11 protein-coding genes are annotated in these 17,291 nt (G+C 42.4%); 7 read left to right on the top strand and 4 right to left on the bottom strand.

Going from position 1 to position 17,291, the window contains the following annotated elements; translation table 11 throughout:
• Positions 1-304: 304 nt before the first annotated feature.
• Positions 305-2,791 carry a DUF5916 domain-containing protein gene (locus ACQY73_RS20850; RefSeq protein ID WP_428654516.1) on the top strand — a complete coding sequence of 829 codons (2,487 nt, stop codon included), beginning with the start codon at positions 305-307 and terminating at the stop codon, positions 2,789-2,791.
• Positions 2,792-3,011: 220 nt separating this feature from the next.
• The gene (locus ACQY73_RS20845) at positions 3,012-3,770 is read left to right on the top strand and encodes a class I SAM-dependent methyltransferase (RefSeq protein ID WP_428654514.1); all 759 of its coding nucleotides are present in this window, start codon (positions 3,012-3,014) and stop codon (positions 3,768-3,770) included.
• Between the two features lie 8 nt (positions 3,771-3,778).
• Here ACQY73_RS20845 and ACQY73_RS20840 read toward each other — a convergent pair whose 3' ends face one another.
• Complete coding sequence (locus tag ACQY73_RS20840) at positions 3,779-4,636, bottom strand: alpha/beta fold hydrolase (protein WP_428654511.1); 858 nt, start codon at positions 4,634-4,636, stop codon at positions 3,779-3,781.
• A 190-nt stretch (positions 4,637-4,826) separates the two neighbouring features.
• Between ACQY73_RS20840 and ACQY73_RS20835 the strand changes: the two genes are divergently transcribed.
• The 4 genes from ACQY73_RS20835 (at position 4,827) to ACQY73_RS20820 (ending at position 8,645) form a co-directional block, all read left to right on the top strand.
• On the top strand, positions 4,827-5,798 hold the full coding sequence (locus ACQY73_RS20835) for a hypothetical protein (RefSeq protein WP_428654508.1): 972 nt from the start codon (positions 4,827-4,829) through the stop codon (positions 5,796-5,798).
• Positions 5,799-5,923: 125 nt separating this feature from the next.
• Positions 5,924-6,979 (top strand): sensor histidine kinase, encoded by a 1,056-nt coding sequence (locus tag ACQY73_RS20830; RefSeq protein WP_428654506.1) that lies wholly within the window; start codon positions 5,924-5,926, stop codon positions 6,977-6,979.
• Between the two features lie 44 nt (positions 6,980-7,023).
• Positions 7,024-7,731 (top strand): LytR/AlgR family response regulator transcription factor, encoded by a 708-nt coding sequence (locus tag ACQY73_RS20825; RefSeq protein WP_428654504.1) that lies wholly within the window; start codon positions 7,024-7,026, stop codon positions 7,729-7,731.
• A 527-nt stretch (positions 7,732-8,258) separates the two neighbouring features.
• Complete coding sequence (locus ACQY73_RS20820; protein WP_428654502.1) at positions 8,259-8,645, top strand: hypothetical protein; 387 nt, start codon at positions 8,259-8,261, stop codon at positions 8,643-8,645.
• 174 nt (positions 8,646-8,819) lie between these two features.
• Here the strand turns inward: ACQY73_RS20820 and ACQY73_RS20815 are convergent, their stop codons facing one another.
• The 3 genes from ACQY73_RS20815 to ACQY73_RS20805 form a co-directional block, all read right to left on the bottom strand.
• On the bottom strand, positions 8,820-9,533 hold the full coding sequence (locus ACQY73_RS20815; RefSeq protein ID WP_428654500.1) for a LolA family protein: 714 nt from the start codon (positions 9,531-9,533) through the stop codon (positions 8,820-8,822).
• Positions 9,534-9,677: 144 nt separating this feature from the next.
• Positions 9,678-12,254 (bottom strand): TonB-dependent receptor domain-containing protein, encoded by a 2,577-nt coding sequence (locus ACQY73_RS20810; protein ID WP_428654498.1) that lies wholly within the window; start codon positions 12,252-12,254, stop codon positions 9,678-9,680.
• 247 nt (positions 12,255-12,501) lie between these two features.
• The gene (locus ACQY73_RS20805; RefSeq protein WP_428654496.1) at positions 12,502-14,601 is read right to left on the bottom strand and encodes a M3 family metallopeptidase; all 2,100 of its coding nucleotides are present in this window, start codon (positions 14,599-14,601) and stop codon (positions 12,502-12,504) included.
• A gap of 275 nt (positions 14,602-14,876) precedes the next feature.
• Between ACQY73_RS20805 and ACQY73_RS20800 the strand changes: the two genes are divergently transcribed.
• Positions 14,877-17,264, top strand: coding sequence for an ABC transporter permease (locus ACQY73_RS20800; protein ID WP_428654494.1), 2,388 nt, complete (start codon positions 14,877-14,879; stop codon positions 17,262-17,264).
• Positions 17,265-17,291 lie beyond the last annotated feature (27 nt).

Below are 17,291 nucleotides of genomic sequence, written 5' to 3'. Positions count from 1 at the left end.
ATCGAAAAAAGGAATAACGGAACACGGAGAACGTCGGGGTAGCGAATCTCTATAAAAAAACGGAGAACGGAACACGGAGAAAGGAATTCCTTCTTCGTGTTCCGTTCTCCATTCTCCCTGTTCCCTCAAAAAATACCCCTCCAAATGCAACATTCTTCAAAATAACCTGTCTTTCTTCAGGTACTGAAAAATACTTCTCAATCAAGATTTTCGGCCTTTTAACATTATTTAAGAAGGCCTCCATGAAAATTTAAAATAGCTTTGCACATTATAACAAAGCTCATACAGCCATCACATACAGCCTATGAAAAACAGTATTTTACTGCGTTTATCTTTTGCATTATTCTTGTTTGCCTCGTACAATTCTTTGGGCCAACTAATTCCTAAAACACTTCCTGCCCAACGCACTTCTTTGCCCGTTGTCATTGATGGAAAATTATCAGATTTGGCTTGGAAAGACGCCGCCAAAGCCGACGATTATACAGAATTTCGTCCCGTCATCGGGCGCAAAGAAGAGCAGGGAAATCATACCGAAACCTTTTTAATGTACGATAATGAAGGTATTTACTTCGGAGGAACCTGCTTTGAAAGAAGCCTTGACAGTATTTCGAAAGAATTGAAAGGTCGCGATGGTTTTGGCATGAATGATTATATCGGAATCATTTTTGACACCTATAATGACAAACTAAACGGATTTGAGTATTTCGTCACGCCTCTCGGTGAACAATGGGACGCAAAAATGACGTCCAACACAGACAATGACAACGGAGGGGAAGATTTCAGTTGGAATGCGGTTTGGAAAAGTGCCGTGGTGGTACACGACAAAGGCTGGTCGTTTGAGATTTTTCTTCCTTACTCGGCCATTCGTTTCAGCAAAGATAAAGTACAAAATTGGGGTCTGAATATTACGCGCCGTCGCCGTAAAACCGAGCAACAATACACTTGGAATGCCATAAATCCCAATGTCAACGGTTTTCTGACCCAAGAAGGGTCCTGGACAGGCATCACCAACATAAAACCTCCGCTCAGGCTACAGTTTTCGCCGTATTTTTCGGTATATGCCAACCACTTTCCAATTAACGAAGCCGGGCAAAAAAACTGGACGAATCAAGTATCCGGCGGCCTTGATTTAAAACTGGGTCTTAATCAGGCTTTTACCTTAGATGCTACCTTGATTCCTGATTTTGGGCAGGTACAGAGCGATAACCGGGTCTTGAACCTTACGCCGTTTGAAGTAAAATTCAATGAGAACAGGTCTTTTTTTACCGAGGGTACAGAGCTTTTCAACAAAGGCAATCTGTTTTACTCCCGACGCATCGGCGGTACGCCCATTCACTTAGGCAATGCCGCCAATGCCCTGAGTGCCAATGAAGAAATTGTCAATAACCCGACTGAATCAAAACTGATCAATGCGTCTAAAATCTCAGGTCGTACCAAAAACGGGCTCGGAATCGGTATTCTGAATGCTATTACGCGGCCGCAATATGCCACCATCGAAAACATCGAAACAGGTCAAACCCGCCGTTTTGAAACGGACCCGATGACCAATTACAATATTTTAGTGCTGGATCAAACCTTTAAGTACAATTCCAGCGTCAGCTTTGTCAACACAAGCGTCATCAGAGGAAACAGTAACTACAATGCGAATGTAAGTGCAGGTCTGTTTAGCTTTTTTGATAAGAAAAATACCTACAATTTGGCAGGTAGTGCCGCTATTAGCCATTTGAACTTTAAAAGTGCAGCGAGTCCAAACGTTGTAGGATATAGACACACGTTGAGCTTTGGAAAAACGAGCGGACGATTTACGTTCAGTTTGGGACAGGAATTGACCGATACCAAATTTAACAGCAACGACTTGGGGTATTTCACCAACAACAATTTCATCAATCACAGTTTGTACGTCGGCTATCGCTACACCGAGCCGAAAGGTTGGTACAATCGGCTGTTCTTCAATTTGAATTCCAGCGTCAGTTCATTGTTTTCACCCATTGGAAACATTGCCGACAAATATCAAAACTCTCGGATTCAGGTTAATATCAATGCCCAAACCAAAAAATTGATTTGGTTTGGCGTCATGCTGAATTACCGTCCCGAAGAGCATGATTTTTACGAACCGCGTAGGATTGGATACATGTACAAAAGAGGAAAAAGCGCAACTGTTGGCGGTTGGATCGAAAGCAATGCCGCTAAAAAGTACTCGTTTACGGTGGAAGCGTATGAACGGATGTTCATTGATTTTTACAATGTCAACGGACTTGATCTGTACATAGGTCAAACCTATCGTTTCAACAGTAAAATATCCATCAACCATCGCATTGGCTTTGAACCCCGCCCTCGTGGCATCGGTTATACCACCACATTGCCCGACAACAGTATCATTTTGGCGCTCCGTAAGGTAAATACGATTGATAACGTGCTCAATTTAAAATACAGTTTTACCAACAAAATGGGGCTGACTTTCAGAGCAAGGCATTACGCAAGTACCGTCAATAACAAAGAATTCTTTGCGTTAATGACCAATGGTGCCTTAAGCCCTCACGCTAAACTGACTGACAATCTGAACCGAAACGTCAATTATTTCAATATCGATATGGTCTATACGTGGCAGTTTGCGCCGGGAAGTTTCCTCAATGCCGTATGGAAAAACGCTACGTTTCACAGTTCAAACATCGTAGACAACAGCTACTTTGATAATTTGCAAAACACGCTTCAATCTGATCAAAACAATAACCTTTCCCTCAAAGTCATCTACTTTTTGGATTACCTGCAATTAAAGAAGAAACGGCGGTAGGAGATTGTTTTAGATAAATTGCCAATAATGCTTTTCAATACTATTGAATTTATTCGGAGAGGACAGGAACATTAAATGCTTCCTGTCCTTTATTTTTTTCGGCACTGTTGCTGTAAGTCAACGATAAATTATTCATTGCCAATGAGACAGTAAGTAATTATGTGATTATAAAGCCTTTGAAGTTCAATAATCAAAGCGAAGCATCAGCAAATTCAACAACATGGAAACTCACAATGGCTGCGATTTTTATGACCAACAAGGTATATTTGAAAACTACGTTAAGTACCGGACATGGAAAGTCATTCCAAATGAATCTATTGAAAAGCCTATTATTTTATCTTTACTGAATACTGATGTAAAAGGCGCTGTATTGGACTTGGGTTGTGGCTACGGTGATTTGGCAAAAGAACTATTGGCCAGAGGAGCAACCAATTATACAGGTGTAGATTCTTCCCGTAAAATGATCACATTTGGCCAAGCCGTGGTAAAGGATGAGCGAGCTGTGCTTATTCAGGCCGATATCAACCAATGGGATTATCCAATCGCTGCTTATGATCTCGTCATTTCCTGTTCTGTATTTCATTATATTGACGATTTAGACGCTTTATTGACTAAGGTCAGCCAAAGCTTAAAGCCGGGCGGAGAATTGATTCTATCAGTTGAGCATCCATTGGTTACCTTCTTTAAGGAGTCAGAATCAATAGTAAGCTATAGTGAATACAGCTATAAGCGTCTATGGGATTCAAACGACTACTTCAATGAAGGTTCCAGAGTGCATGCCTGGATGCAAGGAAATGTAGTCAAATTTCACCGCCCCATTGAAACGTATTGGAGAGTTATTACAGAAGCGGGATTCAGGATCGAATGTTTAAAAGAAGGGCGTCCCGAAGAGGGGTCATTATCAACATTGAAAGGGTTAAAAAGCGGTCTAATCATCCAAGGACCTCAGTTTTTGATCATAAGGGCTGTTAAAGTTTAGAATAATCGTTACTTCATTTTACGCACCTTTCGGATAAACACTGCACATCTATCCGCAAATTTCTCAGGATCACTAAACCACGGATCATGACACGCGGCAGGGATGGTGTAGAGTTCTGCATTAGGAAAAATGGTTGCATATAGGTGCGCCCGGTCAATTCGACAATCCGGGTCATTTCCATTAAACAGCAAAACCGGTTGCATTATTTTTCGTAAACTGTCAAGCACAGGAGCCGACTGAAGACTATGTCTTGTTTCTCCACTCGGAGGCCCTGAATATATTTCTATTTCCTTTTGTATAGGTAGGATGACCTGCGTTAAACCTGTCTCTTTTTTGATACCTGAAGCAAGACGATATTCCGGCATGGTATACTTATAGGTTTTAACGGCATGTGGGACAGTATATCTTCCAATTGTAATGGAATCCAGACCTTTTCCTTCCCAAGAAACAGTTCCGCTTAAAATCAAGCCTTTTACCTTTTCCGGGTATGTATAGGTATAAAGCATAGCCAGAAATGTACCCCAGGAAGAACCCGCCAAAAACACTTTTTTATCTTTGGCAAACCTATTGATTACCCGATCCAAATCTTTCACATGCTCTTTCCAATGATAACCGGTGGCTTGCTGACTCTTTCCACAGCCTCTCTGATCATAATAAATAACTTGTGCAGCTTTGCTAAGGCCGTCAAATTCAGGTCGTAAGTACTGATGAGTAGCGGCAGGACCTCCATGTAATGCAATAACGACCTCTTTTTTATCTCCTATTTTCCAATAAGCCAAGGCAGGTTCTCCCTCAATAAAACCATCTTGCCCGTAGCAATTGACACCTATAATGAATAAGAAGATGAACGTTGTTTTACGGCTCATAGAAAGGATTTGTAGGTCTAGGATTTGCTTTATAATAACGCTAAAAGTTTAAATATGAGGTATTTAAAAGCAAATTATTGAGCAAATCGTTTTTGAGTATTCATGCAAGCATCAGGCGCTGAATTTTATTGTCTCATGATGCAACATTTTTTGTTTCCCGTTGTCATTGGCTTGAAAAATAACTGCAATCATGAAAACGATCTACGCCCATACACCTTACAGTCATTGGTTATTGATCATTGGCTTATTATTTACACTAACTGCCCACGGCGAAGAGTACGGAGCGATAGAGAAAAAGAAATCCGTCATTAAAATCTATGACGTATCAGGCAAGGATAATCTTCTGATCGACAATCAGTTTGGGCAGGTAAAGATCAATCTCTGGGACAAAAGCGAGATTCGCATTGACGTTAAGATCACGGCCAATGCCAACGATGACGACCGCGCCCAACAATACCTGAACGGTGTCGAAATTGAAGACAAAAAAGAAGGAGATCAAATCAGTATTCGCACCATTATCAACAAAAATGGAAATCCTGATTGGAACCGGAAAAATAATAACGGCGAAAAGAATTTCGTGCACATTGACTACACGGTGTCAATGCCTAAAAATACTCCATTGATCGTTAAAAATCGTTTTGGCGCTACCAACATTCCCTTCTTTATGGCACCGCTGATCGTACAATCAATGCACGGAAGTTTTAGCGCCACGGATCTTTCCGGCAGTAAAAACGACATTGATGTAGCGTATGGCAAAGCCGAAATTCAAAATCTATTGAACGGAAATCTTGACATTGCGTATTCAGGCGGACGGATCGGTACACTTAAAGGCTCAAGCAAAATCAAATTCAGTTATTCGGGCGGTTTTAAAATTGACGCCCTCAATGAATCGGCGGAGAATGTAGACATTCAGGCCAGCTATTCATCGTTGACGATTCCGACAGAAAACAATAACTGCAATTTTGACGTAACCGTAAGTTACGGCGGATTTAACTACCCAAGCGACCGCAATGTATCGTTTACGCAAAACGACGATGAACGTAAAGACAACAGCCACCGCTACACCCCTCGAATGACCAAACAATACATCGGCAAAATCGGAAAAGGCAATGGCACTAATGTAAAAATCGTGTCAAAATACGGGCAGGTAAGCTTGCGGTAGCTTTACGTTTGTTGCCCACCCATTGCCCGATAAAGATGTACGCTACAACTGGAAAAACGACCTTTCCGTCGATTAAGTTTGAGGTTTGCCCTAATTCAAGTAATCTTGTAATTTAACTTACTGCGATGGAATTAGGGAAATCAAAAAGCGGTTTAACCATTTTCGTGCACGTAATGGTGTGGTTGCTTCTTGGGTTTATCGTGCTGTTTTATCCTCCCCTTACCTGGAACAGGGTCCCTCCCGCTTCCTTCTGGATAAAGCAAGTGCTCAATTTTATCATGATGGTTGGAATATTTTATTTCACCGTATATTACATGGCACCTACTTTTTTGGTGAATGAAAAAAAAACACTATTCATTACTTGGCTTATTGGGGCCATCGTTTTGTATTTGGTATTGGCCAGAATCATTGAAGTTAAGCTTCATGTATTTGAAGAGATGGCCGCATTAAAGGGTATGAAAAATACCAAAAGCAATTACACCCTGGATGTGCATCTGTTTATGGTCATTGTCATGGTCATGGTGATCAGTGCGGGCTTTGCCGTTACGCAACGCTGGCAGGCGGACGCCAAGAAACACGAAATGATTGAAAAACAACACATTACTTCGGAGCTTGCGCTTTTAAAAGCTCAGATCAATCCGCATTTCTTTTTCAATACCCTCAATAATATTTATGCTTTAACGTATTCTGATATTCCTTTATCCAGAGAGGCGATCCTGAAACTTTCTCGGATGATGCGCTATGTATTGTATGATACCCTTCAGGATAAGGCATTGTTAAGTCAGGAGATTTCTTTCATGAATGACTATATTGAATTAATGAAATTGCGTCTTCATGCTTATACTACTTTAGAAGTTCAGGAGCCTAAGCCTGACCATGAATATTCAGTTGCGCCAATGCTGTTGCTTCCATTCATTGAAAATGCCTTTAAACATGGAACAAGTTCGCTGAAAAAAACAGGGATCTCCATTGAGATCAATGCGCGCAAAGGCATCCTTGAGCTTAAGGTGGTGAACCAAATACATCATAACAAGGATGCTGTTACGCATGCCAACGGCGGAATCGGATTGGCTAATACGAAACGCAGACTTAATTTACTTTATCCCGACCGGCACCGGCTTGTCATACATGAAGATCTCGACACAAAAACGTATAAGGTTGACCTAAAAATAGAACTATAATCCACAACTTACGGTAAATCGTACTTTTCGGGTTGATTAACATCATGAATTTAAATTGTATTACCGTAGATGATGAACCGCTTGCGTTGGGCCTGATCAGCGCCTTTGTGCAGCAAACTCCTTTTTTAAACTTAACGGGCCAATACGCAAACGGAGTGGAAGCCCTACAGGCAATTCACACTCAGGCAATTCATCTTATCTTTTTGGATATTCAGATGCCGGAATTGAACGGGATGGAGCTTGCCAGAATTATCAGCCGGACAAATTCATTGGTACAGGCCAAAATTATATTCACTACCGCTTATAATCAGTTTGCCGTAGAAGGCTATAAGGTGGATGCGCTGGATTATTTAATGAAGCCTTTCGGCTACGAAGAGTTTTTACGAGCGGCAACAAAGGGGAAAAATTATTTTGAGTCGAATGAAGCCCAATTGCAGGAAACCTGCATGTTTGTAAAATCCGAATACAAACTGATCCGCATTGATTTTGACGCCATTTTATACATCGAATCCTTTAAGGATTATGTCAAAATCCATCTGGCTTTTCCTGCCGATCCTGTGATCACACTGAGTAGATTAAAGACCATTGAAGATAAACTTCCTTCCTCAAAATTTCTGCGGATACACCGCTCGTTTATTGTAGCCATTCATAAAATTGATTCCATCAGCAGAAATACCGTACAAATCGGGAAAGTGACGCTTTCCGTTGGAGAGTTGTATAGAGATGCGTTTAAAGAATTGATGGGAATGTAAAATAACTCAGCAAAGCAGCGACAGCTTGATTTATGGACTGTTGGGCAGAAAAAAAGAGTTTCTGTCGATAAATTACTACTCTCCGGCAGACTGCGTTTGTCGTTATTGAAATCACAATATAGCTTTAAAGTTACTTATTAATTTAAGTAGATAGATAATTATCTTACACCGTTTCGGCTATGCCGGAGCGGTGTTTATCATTTAGTATTTTAATCAATATAATGGTACGACACCGTCACAAATCAATTTTCTGAAGCCAAACTCATAAACAAGCCCGGCATTATCGAAATTTTTTCTCCAAAAAACAGTGACATGGTGTTGGTATTGAAGAAGAAATAACGCCTTGTCCGGAAAATCAACGGCTTTCAGAAGATTGTCAAAATTTCATTCATCGGTAAATTTTTTGAGTCTGTCTATTAGAATACACGATTGGTAGATTGTTGTAAATGTACGTTAAACGTTGGTGGTCGGAAACGTTCTAACCATCGTAAACCAACAAATAACACACTATTTAAACAACAGCAATCATGAAAAAGTCAATCTTAGCCATCGCCGCTTTCGTTCTTTTGAGCATCGCCAATGTTAATGCCCAACGTGGCCAATATCCAAGCCAGCGTCCTACTCAGGCACCACAATACGATAACCCTCGGATAGATAATGCTTACGAAGAACTAAGCATCAACAAATTGGACAATATTGTCAAACTGTCTCGTAAGCAGGAAAACGAGTTGAAAAGAATTGAAAATAAATACGACCGTTTACTGAAAGGAAGACGTCTCGGCAGCAGAGATATCCAACGTTTTGAAAACGAAAAACAACAGGAAATCTGGTCGGTTTTGACTCCCGTGCAACGCCAACGTTTGGCTGTCCACCAACAATCTCAAAAATTTGACCGTAACCATCGCAGAGGTTAATCGTAACTATCTGAAGCTTATATAAAACCTATAAGGTCTGTTTGCTATCATTACTCAGACCTTAGAATTTTCAGATAAGTAAGCCATGAAATTGAATAGTTAGTTGAATAACAAGTGAATGCAAAAAGCCGCCCCTTTCGGAGCGGCTTTTTGTGTATTGCTAACCTAAGAATGTTACTTAGCCGGTTTCTTGAAAATAGACTCATCTACCTTGCCGTTAACGGTTACTTTGTTGGTAATAAAACTCATCGTCCCCATTTGGCTGCTCATATCCATGGTATTGGCTATTTTAATGCCTTCTACATCCTTGTAATCAGAAAAAGCAATTTCACCTTCCTGACCCTGCATATTAGTTTTCAATTTGGTCAACATGTACGTATTCGCATCAATAAATTCGTCCATCGTTTGTCCGTCTTTAGTAGTTATTTTGAGGTGAAATGCATCTGCTTTCTCCACCTTTTCTTTACCTACCAACTCTACTTTATTTCCCTTCTCTTTATAGTTGAATAAGGGTCCAAAAGGATCCAATTGGCCTACCTGTTGCTTCACCATTTCGGCAGGCATATCTTCAGGGTCACCGGTTCCCCCCATCATCGCGGGGCGTATCATCCATCCTGTACTGCCATCAACAACCTGCACCATTGAATTGCCCATAATAGACGATTCAGTACGCAGAGCTTTTCCCACCATGATCGTTGTTTTGTTGGGAATCTCCATGTTTTGTACTGAAAGTGTGCGCTCAATTACGAGCGTATTTACCCCTTTCAATTTATCCGCGCCGCCCATTGCCGCAATATGTTTATCCACTATTTCATCTACCGTTTGGGCATATGAACTGATCGAGACAAATGCGGCCAATGTCGCAACCAAAAGTTTGTTTGTTTTCATTTTTTTGAAAGTAAGAAGTTAGTTGTTATTTATTAAAGGTTAACCGTAAGAGGCAATTATCTGTCAAAAAAGATTGCCAATGAGATTTGTCTGAGACGAAAGCTACGAAACAAATTCACCATTGACAATCATCGTTTTATTATTTTATCTGTTGCGTGGCTGGCCACCCGCAGGAGCACCGCCCGGAGCAGCACCGCCGGTTTGACCACCTTCCGATTTCACGTCGTCGTTATTGACCGAACGTGCTTTCTTCTTCGGCGCATCCATCGTCATCTTGCCTATCTTATAAGTGAAGGTCAAACGTACTCCACGGTTGTAGAGATATATATCATTGACCTGATTGAATTGAGAAGATTTCAATTCGGTGTGAATGTTGTAACGACGACTCAGGAAGTTCTCTCCCGCCAAGCCCAAGCTTCCTTTTTTATTCTTGAAATCTTTCTTGATACCGACAGTGTAAAATCCGAAACCTCCCTGCATCCCCTGCAACTGTACTTGTGAGCCCTGCAAAAATCCAAACGCCTGCGCTCCCCAACCATTTTTGAATTGTGCCTGTGAGAACAATCCCCCGCTGATGTTAAAGCCATCGTTGGTCAGGTTTTGAGAAACACCATTCTCGCCCACTGCTTGTCCACTCAACGTGGTATAGAAAGCAGTAGAGAACAGACCCACGTTGATTTTTGAAGTAACCGCGATGTTGGCAAAAACGTTGGCACCATACGCATGTTGACGGCCAATGTTTTCGTATGTCGTAATAATCGCTCCCGCCAGTGTGTCCGAAGGACGTCTTACCTGAGAGATGGCATTGTTAGTGACGCGACCGAAGAACGTAGCATTTACGAACACTTTCTTGATGGTTTTACTCAGCCCTAATTCGAAATTATTAGTCAATTCCGGACGTAACGTAGGATTTCCGATGGTAATGTTTTGTGGGTTGGCCGCATTATAATTCGGGTTCAGCTGCTGCAATCCGGGGCGCTGAATCCGTCGGTTATAGCCTAATTTCAACGTTGTTCCTTTGATCGTTTTTGATGCGTTTACGCTTGGCACCAATACGCCGTAATCGCCGATTCCAATGGGGCCACCTTCTCGGGTTTTGGCGTCAATGAATGTATGTTCGTAGCGCAAACCACCTTTTAACGTGTAGCGTTTTTTGGTAGTATAGGTATAAGAAGTGTAACCGGCGGCAATATTCTGGTGGTAGATCAACTCGCCTGAAGGTTGGTTAATCTCTTTGGTAAATTCACCCGTTGAGCCTGCCAATAGGTAACGATAATCGCTGTTGACTTGACGCAGGATTCCTTTTGCCCCAAATTCGATCATTTGGTTTTTCTTGATCGGAGTTTGATAATCCGTCTGCAACGTAAACTCCTGATTCAGGTTAGAGTTGAGATTCCGCTGACGACTTGCCAAAGCACCGTCTCCATTCAATATATTGGCGTCGAAATCATTCGTTAAATTATTGCGGCTGTAAAGCGTTGAAATACTCCATTCCTGCTGTGGTTTTTTGTAAGTATGCAGGTAATCGACGTTCATATCAATCGTTCCCGAAAGATTTTTAGCGTCCACATCGCGACGGGAAGTGGCTCCCGTAATTCCGTTAGTAAACAACTTCGTCACCAGATCCTGTTGGCTGCTAAAGTTGCGCACGCCGTAACGTATTCCCGCCGTCAAACTTTGATTTTTGGCCAAATCATAATCAAAACCTAAATTATATTGTCCAAACAGCCCTTTGCTGCTACCGTCGCCGGTTTGACGCGTCAGTGTGGTGATTCCGTTGGCAATACTGGTTTGTTCGAGGCTGGTTTTGGTAATGGTATTGTAGTTGGCGCGGCCAAATCCACCCAAGGTAAATCCTGCTTTTCCTTTACGGTAACTGCCGTTGAGCGATAGTGACGAACCTCGATTTCCGACACCTCCATCTACGTTGAGGTTCATTCCCTGAAGACTGTTTTTCTTGGTAATGATGTTGATGATACCACCCGAACCTTCCGCGTCGTATTTAGCTGATGGACTGGTAATTACTTCAACCGTTTTGATCTGGTCGGCAGGAATTTGTTTCAAGGCATCCGATACGCTGCTCGCAATGATCGTACTGGGCTTATTGTTGATCAAAACCCGAATATTCTGACTACCTCTGAGCGAGACATTTCCGTCCAAATCTACCGTCAGCAAAGGCACTTTGCGTAGTACATCGGTGGCATCTCCACCTTTGGCAGCAATATCTTTATCGGCATTGTACACCAAACGGTCTACTTTTTCTTCGATGAGAGCCGCTTGACCTGTCACAACTACCTCATTGAGTGTCTGGACATTGGCACCGAGTTTGATAACGCCCAGATCAAGTTCCTGCCCTTTGGCCAAGGTGATATTTTCAATGGTTTTATTCTTAAACCCAAGGAACGAAATAAGCAGTCGATACTCTCCTTCCAATACTTTGGTTAAGACGAATTTTCCTTTTTCGTCGGCAACAGTTCCGTCTACCGCTTTGCCGGTTGCCTTGTTGTAAAGCGCGATATTGGCAAATTCAACAGCTTTCGTAACCGATGAATCAACCACAAATCCTGTGATCTTAGAACTTCCTTTAGGAGTTTGATCAGTAGCAGTGCCCGGAATTGCTTTTGTAGCCGGTGCTCCGCCCATTGGAAATTGAGCGTGAAGTGACGTTGATAAAGTAAATGCGAAAAATGTAATGGCAAGAAGTAAAGTTGTCCGTTTCATGGCCTTTGTTTATTTAACGGTACAAAAGTGGCTCAGAAACAAACCGAGAAGAAGTAAAAAAGGATAAAGACCGGTTTCGGAAGGATAGACAGCCGTAATTGGCTGATGAAAAGTTTTGGCAAAGTGTAAAGTAAAGAGCAGAAGCGAACTCTCAATAATTGGACAAATCCAATAAAAAAGCGGCAAAACTGCTCTATTTTGCCGCTTTTTGTAAGATATGACTATAAGAGATAGCTGTAACTTGGTATTAATTCGCCTCTTTCAACAATCCCCGACGACGCAGTAACGGCTTTATATCAGGCTCAGCACCTCGAAAATTCAGGTACAATTTCATGGGCTCATCGGTTCCACCTTTTTCCAATACATTCTTACGAAACGATTGGGCTGATTTTTGGTCAAAAAGACCTTTTTGTTTAAATACTTCAAACGCATCGGCATCCAACACCGCCGACCAGATATAGCTGTAATAACCGGCAGAATAACCGCCCGCGAAAATATGCTGAAAGTAAGTGGTACGGTAGCGCGGTGGAATCTGCGAGATCAAACCAATCCTGTCCATTGATTCTTTCTCAAACGACAACACATCCGTCGGCGTTTGGCCGGGTTTTAAGGTATGGTAACTCATGTCTAACAACGAAGCCGCCAAATATTCAGTCGTGGTAAACCCTTGGTTAAAAAGGCTGCTTTTTTTCATTTTTTCAATAAGCGCCTCGGGAATGACGGCTCCTGTTTGGTAATGTTTTGCGTACAATTTCATCATTTCAGGCTCCGTAGACCAGTTTTCCATGATCTGCGAAGGCAGTTCCACAAAGTCACGCGGTACCGATGTACCGGCCAAACTTCCGTAGTTCACATTAGAAAGCAATCCGTGCAAGGCATGCCCAAATTCGTGAAAGAAGGTATGAACTTCATCTACACTAAGCAACGCAGGTGCATTACCGGCAGGACGTGAAAAATTACAGACAATAGACACTATCGGCAATATGCGTTTGCCATTTTCCATTTCCTGCTCACGGTAGCTCGTCATCCAAGCCCCGCCGCGTTTGCTGGCGCGCGGGTGAAAATCCATGTATATCACCCCTACAGATTGGCCGTTGGCTTCTTTTACTTCATATGCCATCGCCTCTTCATGGTATACCGGAATATCAGTGCGGGCTTCAAATTTCAGTCCATAGAGTTTTTGGCAAAGGGTAAAGATTCCTTTACGAACGTTGTCCAATGAAAAATAAGGGCGCAATTCTTCTTCGTCGAGGTCGTATTTTTGTTTGCGAAGTTTTTCGGCGTAGTATCTCCAATCCCAACTTTCCAACTTTTCATTTTTGCCTTCTTTATCCATTAATGTCTGCAACTCGGCAGCTTCCTGTTTCGTAACGGGTACGGTAGCGGTCCAAAGTTGATTCAATAAGGCACTCACTTTCGCAGGTGTTTTTGCCATGCTTTCTTCCAGTACGTAGGCCGCGTGGTTTTCATAACCTAACAACGTTGCTTTTTCAGCCCGCAACGCCACTATTTTGGTCATGATGGTTTTGTTGTCGAAGGCATCGTTATGATTTCCCCGCTCAAGATACGCTTTAAAAATTTTCTCGCGTAAAGAACGGTTATCGGCGTATTGCAGAAAAGGCATGATGCTGGGATTCTGCAACGTAAATACCCATTTTCCTTCCATTTTGCGTTTTTTGGCATCATCTGCTGCCGAGGCTACCAACGAAGAAGGCAACCCGCTCAAGTCTTCCCGGTTTTCAACAACTAATGTATAGTTGTTGTTTTCAGCCAGTAAATTTTGACCAAATTTCAACGTCAACAAAGACAATTCTTCGTTTATTTTGCGCATTCGCTCCTGTTTATCTGCACCTAAAGCTGCTCCGCTGCGGACAAAGCCTTTGTACGTTTTTTCGAGCAATGTCAGTTGTTCACCCGTTAGCTTTAAACCGGTGCGTTGGTCATAAATGGTTTTGACACGCTTAAACAATTCAGCATTAAGTTGAATATCGTCACGGTGTTTAGACAATTTGGGCGAAAGTGTCTGTGCAATTTTTTGGATGGCATCGCTCGTATTAGCGCTGTTGAAATTGAAAAATACCGTTCCAACGCGGTCTAACAAATCACCGCTGTTTTCCAGCGCCAAGATCGTATTGGCAAACGTCGGCGCTTCTTTTTGAGCGGTAATAGCCGCAATCTCAGCAGCCTGTTGCTTCATTCCTTCGATAAAAGCCGGTTCAAAATGCTCATTTTTAATCTGAGCAAAAGGCGGCACACCAAAAGGAGTAGTATAGTTACTGAAAAAGGGATTTTGAGAAATTGTATCCATCGGCACAAAGGCGGTTAAATAAATTGCTGATACCAGCATAAGTACAGTCTGTTTCATAGCAATAGGTCAATGAAGTTAGAACAATGATTCAAAGGTAGTTGCAGGCAGGCAAAATACAATGAAAGGCCTTTTACTTTGGTGATAGAGGAAGCCCGGAACACATAAATCACCTGTCCGCAAATGAACCCAAACGTGTCCGTTTACGGACATATTTATTGCCCTAATAAAACATAACCCCCTATTTACCAAATACTTATTGTTCCGGTATATCATTTGGAGAAATTACCGGCATAACCTCTATTTCCCTTAGCGCCATGATCCGGAATTACCTTAAAATTGCGCTCCGCAACCTTTTCAAACAAAAGGTTTACAGCTCTTTTAATCTTGTTGGTTTGGCTTTGGGGCTTTCCTGCGGCCTGCTGCTCACGCTGCATATCAAGGAAGAATTAAGCTACGAAAAAGACTTTCCCAAACATGACCGCATTTTCCGAATGGTCACGACAGAGTGGTCAAAATCACAACCCCCGTTGGCGGGAGAACTGAAAAACTACTTTCCCGAGATCAAGAGTGCAGGACGTTTTTCAGGCCGGGGCTCTCAGATCACCAATTATGGCCCTGATAAACAGGCCGAAACCACCGGATTTTTTGCGGACTCTTCGGTGGTAGAGATTTTTGACCTGAAACCCATTCACGGTAACGCTTTTAAAGCGCTGAAAGAACCCTCTTCGGTGGTGATCACGAAAAGCATGGCGGAGAAGTTTTTTGGAAAACAGGACCCCATCGGCAAAAAATTGACCTTTGACAACAAAGAAGAATTATGGGTTCGGGCCGTCGTTGATGATCTGCCTATTAACAGCCACCTTAAATTTGATTACTTGGCTTCGATGCCCACTTTTTATAAAAACGTTCCTGAAAACTGGACGAGCAATCGCGGTTGGATGTTTGGATGGACGTATATTTTGCTCAAAGACCCGAATGATGCTCCGAAAATCGAAAAACGATTGAAGGATTTTTACGTCAAATTTTATCAACCCAACAACGCAGATGAGAAAAAACAGGTTGCTGAATTTGCCGCCACCGCTCGCCTTCAGCCTTTGACCGATATCCACCTCAAATCAAATCTGATCCAGGAGATGGGGCCGAACAGCAGTATTTTGTACGTGTATATCTTTATCGCCGTCGAAATTCTGATCCTGATCATTGCCTGTGTCAACTTCATCAATCTTTTCACCACGCAGGCCCTCAGACGGGCTAAAGAAGTAGGAATGAGGAAAGCACTGGGGGCTAAAAAAGCACAAGTCATTACCCAGTTTTTGGGGGAAGCCTTTATTCTAACAACTATTGCAGGCGTGTTAGCCATTGGCCTGTATCGCTTGGTAATTCCTTTTTATAATGAAATGGCGGGCAAAGAGCTTTCGGGCTGGGAGATACTTCAACCTGCCAATTTGTCGATCATGGTGACTATGATCCTGTTCGTCGGATTATTGTCGGGCGTGTTTCCGGCGTTGTTCATTGCCAAATTCGACCCTATCGCGTCGCTTAAGTCTGACAAGCTTCCTAAATCGTCCGCTACTCTACTGCGGAAAAGCCTGATCGTGCTTCAGTTCGTTGTGTCAGGCTTTCTGATCAGTTCAACGATTCTCATTTATCAACAAATGAAGTTGTTCAAAAACAAAGAGTTAGGATTTGATAAAGAGCAGGTGGTGGCAATAAAACTGTACGGAGGTTTCAAAGAAAAAGTATTGAAGAATGCGGCGGTTTTCAAAAATGAACTCACCCGCAATCCCAACGTAATAGCCGTAGGGCAATCGTCTAATTTGATCGGTGACGACCTCAGTGTAGAATCCGTCACACCGCTGAATCCTCCTGCTAACAAAGAATTTCCTTCTTTTAAAGTAAGTCGTATTGATGAAGATTACTTAACGGTGTTGAACATTCCCTTAAAAGAAGGCCGAAATTTTTCACGTCAATTCAACGACTCGGCTTCGTTCATTATCAACGAAAAAGCGGCAAAAGCACTGGAACTGAAAAATCCCGTCGGCTCCGTTATCGTCAATAACACGATGGGATTGCAGGGAAAAGTAGTGGGCGTGGTCAAAGATTACAACTTTGCTTCGCTGCACAGTCAGGTGGAACCACTGGTATTGGAATACAAACCCGCCTGGTCGGGAAATATGTTGGTCAAAATTGCGGCCGGCAATGTTCCGCAAACCATTGATTTCTTAAAAACAACCGTAGAAAAAGTAGCGCCCAACACCATTTTCAGCTATACTTTTTTGGATGAAAGAATGGCCTCGCTTTACAAAAAAGAAGACACCATGAGCCAAATTTTGAATGCGTTTTCGGGCTTAGCCATCATTATTTCGTGTTTGGGATTGTTTGGTGTTGTGGCGCACGAGTCGAAATTGCGCACCAAAGAGATCGGTATTCGCAAAGTATTGGGAGCTTCGGTGCCTAATTTGGTCGTTTTGCTTTCGAGCAGCTTTCTTAAACTTGTCATTATCGGTATTGTCATCGCCACACCGATTGCTTGGTACGCCATGAATCAATGGTTGCAGGATTTTGAATACCGAATTGAACTGCGCTGGTGGGTATTTGCCATTGCGGGGTTATTTACCATCGGCGTGGCGTTGCTGACGGTCAGTTTTCAGAGTATTAAAGCAGCATTGATGGACCCGGTAAAATCATTGAAAACAGAGTAATCTGTAGGGGCGGGGTTTACCTCCGCC

Source organism: Runella sp. (genome assembly GCF_965279615.1).
Classification (GTDB): Bacteria; Bacteroidota; Bacteroidia; order Cytophagales; family Spirosomataceae; genus Runella.
Note: the sequence above shows the minus strand (reverse complement) of the source record. Positions and strands in the feature narration are given on the sequence as shown.

Bases quoted from the DNA above. Each gene is read 5' to 3' on its own strand.
- ACQY73_RS20850 (WP_428654516.1), top strand. From the start codon at position 305: ATGAAAAACAGTATTTTACTGCGTTTATCTTTTGCATTATTCTTGTTT.
- ACQY73_RS20845 (WP_428654514.1), top strand. From the start codon at position 3,012: ATGGAAACTCACAATGGCTGCGATTTTTATGACCAACAAGGTATATTT.
- ACQY73_RS20840 (WP_428654511.1), bottom strand. From the start codon at position 4,636: ATGAGCCGTAAAACAACGTTCATCTTCTTATTCATTATAGGTGTCAAT.
- ACQY73_RS20835 (WP_428654508.1), top strand. From the start codon at position 4,827: ATGAAAACGATCTACGCCCATACACCTTACAGTCATTGGTTATTGATC.
- ACQY73_RS20830 (WP_428654506.1), top strand. From the start codon at position 5,924: ATGGAATTAGGGAAATCAAAAAGCGGTTTAACCATTTTCGTGCACGTA.
- ACQY73_RS20825 (WP_428654504.1), top strand. From the start codon at position 7,024: ATGAATTTAAATTGTATTACCGTAGATGATGAACCGCTTGCGTTGGGC.
- ACQY73_RS20820 (WP_428654502.1), top strand. From the start codon at position 8,259: ATGAAAAAGTCAATCTTAGCCATCGCCGCTTTCGTTCTTTTGAGCATC.
- ACQY73_RS20815 (WP_428654500.1), bottom strand. From the start codon at position 9,533: ATGAAAACAAACAAACTTTTGGTTGCGACATTGGCCGCATTTGTCTCG.
- ACQY73_RS20810 (WP_428654498.1), bottom strand. From the start codon at position 12,254: ATGAAACGGACAACTTTACTTCTTGCCATTACATTTTTCGCATTTACT.
- ACQY73_RS20805 (WP_428654496.1), bottom strand. From the start codon at position 14,601: ATGCTGGTATCAGCAATTTATTTAACCGCCTTTGTGCCGATGGATACA.
- ACQY73_RS20800 (WP_428654494.1), top strand. From the start codon at position 14,877: ATGATCCGGAATTACCTTAAAATTGCGCTCCGCAACCTTTTCAAACAA.